Consider the following 5,624-nt stretch of genomic DNA (forward strand, 5'->3'; position numbering starts at 1 on the left):
TTTAGTCTGTCGGTTAGGATGAGAGATAACTTAGATGTTGTAGGATACAGATTCGTTAAAGATTTTATAATTAAAAAATTAATATTGATCAAAGATATATGTGAATAATTTAAATAGAATTAAGGGAGAAGATATACCTGTAGATTATACTTTCTTTACATCTCAGAATGGGTTTAATTCATTTAGTATGTTATTAAGTAATTAACTTCTTCTTAGGCGATGTTAATCTCTGCATAATCTAACGATTTATCATAATTTTGCGACACAGTGAATTCACTCTCCAAAAAGGGGGACATATTGAGAAATTTTGAGGTGTAGCATAATTTAACCGGTTTATAGACTTTTAGTAACAACAAAACTTAAGGTACCATCAAATGCTTTTGAGTCGAATTCTCATGAAGTGGTAGTTATTCGGGTTTATCTTTTGGGTTAAGGAGGACAGAGATCCACCACGAGTATAGTAATAAATTGTCCTTTCAAAACATAAATCGGTTTTCTTACGTCCTCTTTGTACCACTAAGAGAGTAGTAAACGATACCTATAAGAAGTGAAACCATGTCCATAATAGGGAAACAAATATATAATGTTTTAAGACCTGCATCTTTTATATAATGTTAAGTATATGGTCTCTTAAGGTGACCTAGATTTAGTGATAGGAAAACTATTCAAGAGAACTAAACGAGATGCTCTAATTGAGTGATCTTGATAGCTCACGAAAACTCAAAAGATCTATAGGCACAAAAGGATTATGAATATTCGTAACTTTCAAATTTCTACAGTGTTTATATACGTGACTGTATATCAAGATGTATTTCTTCGTTAATATAAAGATGTTTTAATTCCTTATCTTATTTATTACTTTTTACTTATACCCTTATTTTTTAATTAGATTTATGTAAAGTTATTTAGTGTTATGTATATCTCAAGAGTTAATATTTAACATTTTTAAATAAAAAATATATTGTAATCAAGGCTTATATACAGTAACTTAATCGAATTTGTAAAATGAAATTATAGTTGCAGAAACAGAGTTCAGTCAGGTAATGCCTCAGAGATAAAGAAAGATAAAGTTTTCCATTGGTCTGATCGTTTTATAATCCTAGGATTTTAATATACTTGCTAATTATAACCCTGTCCTACGTTGGTAATTTGCAATGATACAAGTTTCCCTAATTTTATCAATGTTACCGAATACGTTAACATATAAAGGGATTAGCCCTTTAATTTTTCAAAGTATTAGACTTATTAAAGATAATTCTAAAAATCTAGATTGTAAAATTTTTTGACTATCTTTACCTCTTATATATACTGTCGTAAAATTATATATAGTCCAAAATGTTGGAAGTAGAAAACCTAGTAGTTGAATATAATGCAAAGGAAAGGAAAAGGGTATTAGATAATATTACGTTCACGCTTTCTAAGCAGAAGGCAGTCGTAGTTGGACCTAACGGTTCAGGAAAGTCAACCTTCTTAAAAGCTATCCTTGGCCTTGTCCCTATAAAAGAAGGAAGAGTAATGGTATTTGGAAATAATGTAAAAAATGTAAAAAATGAGGTAAGAGTATCTTCAAATCTTTTAGAGGTCTATGAATTGGTAAACTTAAGTGTAAAGGACATAATTTTCCTATACGCAGATCTGAAGCGCGCAAATGCCGATGAAGTGCTAACAAAAATAAAAGAGGTTGAAGTCGAGTCTATACTTAAATCTAAACCTTGGAGGTTAAGTACAGGACAACAAAAGATATTCGGTAATGTTATGGCTCTATCAATGAATTCAAAATTGGCTCTTCTTGACGAACCATTTGAAGGGATAGATCAGGTTAGAAGAAAGAAGATAGCACAAATGATTCAGGAATTTGATGGCGAGATAGTCATGGTAACTCACGAATTTGACGTTCTATTGAAGTACTTTAAGGATTGGCCTCTATACTTTATGATTGAGGGAAAATTAGCTGGAGGATTTAGAGTATCCGATATACCTAGGATATACATGAATAGAGAAGAGAAACCAGGCTATATATCCAAGATTAATACCCGTTACGGAACACTTAGTTTCACCTTAAATGAAGGAGAAGTTTCCCTTACTTCCGCCACAAATTGGGAAGGTATATTTGAAAAGATTTCGGGTGAGCTTTAATGTTTAAGCAATTCACTAAAGCTCTAATGTCTTCTCCACAATTATGGGGATGGGGAATACTATTCACGATATTCTGGTTATTTATGGGTGCGTACTTTTTTTCCAGAGGAGTTCCAGACTCTAATAACGTAGATCTAGCCTTTACATCAGCATGGTTCTCAATTATGGTTGTTCTATCTCTGTCTACTCTGGGCATAACTGTAGCTTTTACTATCTATTATTCCACGAGATCGATACCTTACGTCTTAAAGTATACTAAATTGACGTTAAACAAATACGTGGAAAGTCTCTTAGTCTCATCCATGATTGTTGGGTTACTTTTTTCTGCGATTATGGCGTTATTAACTATGGGTGTATATTCGTTCCGGTTCGATTATGTGCTTATGCCAAAAGATTTCGAGCTACTACTTGGAATAGGAGCCTTATCCTCCGTTTTTATGACCACATTAGCAACGCTGTTAATGACTACTATGATAAATTATCTTGGAACTAAGAATGTCCAGTACATCTCATTTATTCCTTTAATTCTCTCTTATCTTTTCGGGTTCAGTCAAATCTTTGGACAACTTCCAAGTTTGGTACTTTATGTATCTCCTTTTAATGATATCATCTCGTTATTCTACACTTCATATAGTGGTAGCAGTCCATTGATCTCTTATCAATCCGTTTCAAACCAGTCCTCTACGCTTAATCCTGTTATTTCCTTGCTATCATTAATAGGTTGGTCTCTCCTGTTATGTGTTGTGGACTTATTACTATTAAAAAGACTTAAAAGTACAAGTCTCGAAGAGGGTAGAATGGTTTGAACGATATGGAGAACACGAAGGATATAGCTAAGGACGTCCTAAAATGGCAGAGATATATAATTAGGAAAACTTATGGAGTATATTATGCTTTATGGGCCGGATTAATAACAATCTTCACCTTTTCTCCATATTTTATTTTTAATGTTTTTAATAGTAAATACTCTGTAATTTTGCTGATTATAACTTATTTATTAGCGGAATCTTTAGGATTTTGGTTTACCAGAAAAATATTTAGAAAAACTAATCGCACAATTGAATTTAATTCTGCTTTAGAGAAAAATAAAAATAATTCTAAGAAGAGAAATCCGTGGAAATTAGGTATACTAATTATAATTATAATTTCAGCTGTAGAGTACGCGCTCGCAATTACGGCTAAAGATTTGGTCGGATATATATTTTATTCATTGTTGGGAGCCTCTATTCTCTATCTATTAATTGGAATTATTTTGTATATCTCATTAAAAGGAATCTTTAATAATATTCCACTAGAGGGAAAACTGGCATCTTTTTCACTAATAGGAGGAGGTTTGGTTAACTTACTTCCTTCATTATACTTTGGTTTTCCTTTATGGGTATTGACATCCATTATAATTATACTTACTTGGTTATTTTCATCAATCTTTGCCCTCTATTATGCTCCAACAGAGTTGATAGACAATGACTGAATCCAAGAAGGATCCAAATGAAGTATTACGCCTCTTGATGACAATAAATAACGATCCTGCCTTAAAGTCATCAACAAGGTTAATGATTCTTATAGCTTTAGCAATAAATAAGAAAATTAGCTATAAAACTTTACTTGAAATAACCAGACTTAAAAAGGGTAGTTTAAGTAACCATTTGGCTCAATTAGAAGAAGCTGGGTACATAACTGTTAGGAATTCCTTTAGTTTAGGAAGTCCAAGGATAGTAACGGAAATTACTGAAAAAGGAATGGATATTTATAAAAAATATCTAGAGTTATTGAGAGAATTATAATTCAGTTGATATAATACTTCCTTCTTAAATCTAGACACCCTATAATTAGTGAAATCAATTTTTTAGATTGAGTGAAAATAAAAACTGGTATTTATCTTGTGGGTTAAGGAGGAGAGAGGATCAATTAGAAGGATGAATATGTCTCTTATGAAGCAATCCCTTTTCCATTCATGTAATTAAGCACTTTATGCTAAGTCTTATTGGCAACTTTAAGATCTAATTAATCAAAATTAAACTTGTTCTCCTTATGTTACGATGTAGTTCATAATCAATTATTTTTGAAGGAATATCTAAACTTAATCCTTGTACAACTTTAGGTTAGTAAATACTTTAACTTTTCGAATTTCTCTACAGTCGAAATCCCCTAATATAATATAATAGCTAAAATTATTGATGTTAACACAACAAATCCAGTGATTTGAATTAAAAAACCTGGACTAAGAATATCTACAGTTGTTATATAAAATATCAATAAAATTATTTCTGTGATTATGGTTAGAACTTGAACCGTTCCATCAGATCTTCCTATACTTTCAGGCGGTATAGTTTTCATTATCATTGTTCTTCTAGCAAAGGACAATTTCCAGAATATCTTGCTCGTCATTCCCATAAGGGCTGATAAAAATCTAAAATTATAAATAATTTGGTTTGCAAAGTTTATAAAGTAGAGAACTTATAAGCTTTTGAAAAAAATGATATAACATGATTATCAAATATTATGAAATTCCGTCTAATAAAGATATTAATGTCGAAAATGGAAAGTACATAGTTATAGCTACTTATCTTAATCTAAGGGGCACTTGGAATATAATACCTTTCTTAATACTAGTTAAGAGAGTCGAGTCTCAGCTTAGAGTGAGCAAGGGAATTATAAGATATTCTCTTGGTGCAGATATTTTACATAGACGCTTCTGGACAATCTCAGTCTGGACAAATAAGGAGGATATATCTCTTTTTTTAAAAACTCCATCTCATAAAATGGCAATATATAAGTTCTATAAATGGGGAGGAGAGGTTAAAGTGACACAGTGGATAAGTCCTGCTGGTACAATTGACTGGAAAGACGCCTTGAGTAGGCTTGAGAATCCGGACAAGCACTACACCGTCCACGATGGTAATTTCACTAGTTTATCCTAATCTGATTAAGGAAGACCCAACATAAGAGTGTACACCCATTAAAGTATATAAATTGATTTTCTTACGTCCTCTTCGTACTATTAAGACAGAAGTTTTAGTAAACACGCTTCTATGAAGTTTGCGCCATACGTAAAATAATGAACTTGTGTAAACTCTAAGATTCTTAACTCCTATACGATGTTAAGGAAACTGACACACAAAGGAGAATTTCTTCTATCAACAGAGAGATTAGCCATAGAGGACGAAGCAAGAAGTTCCAACCTAGTCTTTACGTTTCCTCATCGAAAGCTGTAAATCCGTTAAGCTTTATCCACTTAAAATGTGAAAACTCTTCAAATCCTATTGCCTTATAAGCCCTTATAGCAGGCTCATTCTTGGAATGAACAGATAGAAAGGGAACTAAGTTCATTTCGAGGCATTCCCTTGTTATGAGAGATACCACCTTTTTTGCATGTCCCTTTCCTCTATACTCTCTTAACGTATACACTCCCCCTATATTGCAGTAATTTGGTTCTCCCCTTCTTAGAGCCGCTGCTACTAATTTCTCTCCTTCAAAGGATCCATATC

7 protein-coding genes are annotated in these 5,624 nt (G+C 32.3%); 5 read left to right on the top strand and 2 right to left on the bottom strand.

Annotation, left to right across the window (positions count from 1 at the left end; genetic code table 11):
* The first annotated feature begins 1,335 nt into the window (after positions 1-1,335).
* From CM19_RS03995 to CM19_RS04010, 4 genes are read left to right on the top strand one after another with little or no spacing between them, the layout of a single operon-like run.
* Positions 1,336-2,136: an ATP-binding cassette domain-containing protein gene (locus tag CM19_RS03995; protein WP_052349450.1), complete on the top strand. Its 801-nt coding sequence runs from the start codon at positions 1,336-1,338 to the stop codon at positions 2,134-2,136.
* Positions 2,136-2,942 carry a hypothetical protein gene (locus tag CM19_RS04000; RefSeq protein ID WP_048099171.1) on the top strand — a complete coding sequence of 269 codons (807 nt, stop codon included), beginning with the start codon at positions 2,136-2,138 and terminating at the stop codon, positions 2,940-2,942. Before CM19_RS03995 ends, CM19_RS04000 begins: the two co-directional genes overlap by 1 nt.
* Positions 2,939-3,607 (top strand): hypothetical protein, encoded by a 669-nt coding sequence (locus CM19_RS04005; protein WP_048099172.1) that lies wholly within the window; start codon positions 2,939-2,941, stop codon positions 3,605-3,607. The genes CM19_RS04000 and CM19_RS04005 overlap by 4 nt, the downstream gene beginning before the upstream one ends.
* A complete protein-coding gene (locus tag CM19_RS04010; protein ID WP_052349451.1) occupies positions 3,600-3,920 on the top strand; it encodes a transcriptional regulator in 321 nt (106 codons plus the stop codon). Before CM19_RS04005 ends, CM19_RS04010 begins: the two co-directional genes overlap by 8 nt.
* A gap of 364 nt (positions 3,921-4,284) precedes the next feature.
* On the opposite strand, the gene CM19_RS04015 is transcribed toward CM19_RS04010, so the two are convergent.
* Positions 4,285-4,530, bottom strand: coding sequence for a hypothetical protein (locus tag CM19_RS04015; RefSeq protein ID WP_048099173.1), 246 nt, complete (start codon positions 4,528-4,530; stop codon positions 4,285-4,287).
* Between the two features lie 92 nt (positions 4,531-4,622).
* Between CM19_RS04015 and CM19_RS04020 the strand changes: the two genes are divergently transcribed.
* Positions 4,623-5,057, top strand: coding sequence for a hypothetical protein (locus CM19_RS04020; protein ID WP_048099174.1), 435 nt, complete (start codon positions 4,623-4,625; stop codon positions 5,055-5,057).
* A 268-nt stretch (positions 5,058-5,325) separates the two neighbouring features.
* Here CM19_RS04020 and CM19_RS04025 read toward each other — a convergent pair.
* The coding region (locus CM19_RS04025) for a GNAT family N-acetyltransferase (protein ID WP_048099175.1) at positions 5,326-5,624 on the bottom strand (299 nt) is incomplete at its 5' end.

Source organism: Candidatus Acidianus copahuensis (assembly GCF_000632495.1).
Taxonomy (GTDB): domain Archaea; phylum Thermoproteota; class Thermoprotei_A; order Sulfolobales; family Sulfolobaceae; genus Acidianus; species Acidianus copahuensis.

What these genes read in the sequence shown, in the direction of transcription:
- CM19_RS04010 (WP_052349451.1), top strand. Translation starts at nt 3,600, where the DNA reads ATGACTGAATCCAAGAAGGATCCAAATGAAGTATTACGCCTCTTGATG.
- CM19_RS03995 (WP_052349450.1), top strand. Translation starts at nt 1,336, where the DNA reads ATGTTGGAAGTAGAAAACCTAGTAGTTGAATATAATGCAAAGGAAAGG.
- CM19_RS04015 (WP_048099173.1), bottom strand. Translation starts at nt 4,530, where the DNA reads ATGGGAATGACGAGCAAGATATTCTGGAAATTGTCCTTTGCTAGAAGA.
- CM19_RS04000 (WP_048099171.1), top strand. Translation starts at nt 2,136, where the DNA reads ATGTTTAAGCAATTCACTAAAGCTCTAATGTCTTCTCCACAATTATGG.
- CM19_RS04020 (WP_048099174.1), top strand. Translation starts at nt 4,623, where the DNA reads ATGATTATCAAATATTATGAAATTCCGTCTAATAAAGATATTAATGTC.